Consider the following 928-nt stretch of genomic DNA (forward strand, 5'->3'; position numbering starts at 1 on the left):
GAGCGGGCTCGGACGGGAGGGGGAGACCGCCGCTGGAGTCGCCGTAGCCGCGTATCGGGTCTTCGGGCGGACGGTTCAGGGAGAGCCCGAGCGGGTCGGACACGCGGGGGTCGTTCTGCGGGAACGCGTCAGGCCGTCCACCGACGGGCGGCCCGGCGGCGGCCGCCGGACGGGTGCCCAGCGGGTCGGAGCCGTAGTCGCCGTAGGACGGTTCGGGGGAGCCGTACTGGGGCTGGTCAGGGACGCTGAACGGTGACTGGTCGCCGCCGTAGGACGGCTGCTCCTGCCCGCCGTAGGACGGCTGGTCTCCTGGAACACCGTAGGACGGCTGCTCGCCGCCGTACGGAGGCTGCTCAGGGACGCTGTAGGTCGGCTCAGGCGCGCCATAGGACGGCTCTTGCCCGCCGTAGGACGGCTGCTCGGCCGCGCCGTACGCGTGCTGGGGCTCTTGGCCGTACACGGGCTGGTCGGGCTGACCGGGGACGCCGAAGGGCGCCTGCGGTCCGGTGCCGCCCTGCATGCCGAAGTCGGCCGGGATGGGGTCGTTCGCGGTGGAGCCGGGGTCGCCGCCGAACGGCGGGCCGCCCTGGAAACCGCCCGGCATCTGCTGCGGGCCCGTGCCGGACGGGGCGCCGAGGCCGGGGGTGCCCATGCCGTTGAGGATCGAGCCGTCCGCGCCCAGCGACACCGGCTGGGTCAGGTTGGGCTGCTCGACGTGCTGCTCGGGGACGGGCGGCTGGCCCTGCCCCTGGCCCTGGGCGTGCAGCGGGTCGCCGGCGAGGTCGGCGTCCTGGCGCTCCCCGTCCTGGTCGTGCTGCCAGGGGAACTTGGGCTTGTCGAAGGTGATGGTCGCCCAGTAGTCGTCGTCCTCCATCTCGTCGGACGCCGGGGCGCCCGGCGTCCGACGAGATGGAGGACGACGACTACT

General features: G+C 74.2%; 1 pseudogene. It reads right to left on the bottom strand.

Annotation, left to right across the window (positions count from 1 at the left end):
* Nucleotides 1-928, bottom strand: a pseudogene (locus tag E1298_RS49190) (hypothetical protein); the annotation flags it as partial.

Origin of the sequence: Actinomadura rubrisoli (assembly GCF_004349215.1) — a bacterium.
Classification (GTDB): domain Bacteria; phylum Actinomycetota; class Actinomycetes; order Streptosporangiales; family Streptosporangiaceae; genus Spirillospora; species Spirillospora rubrisoli.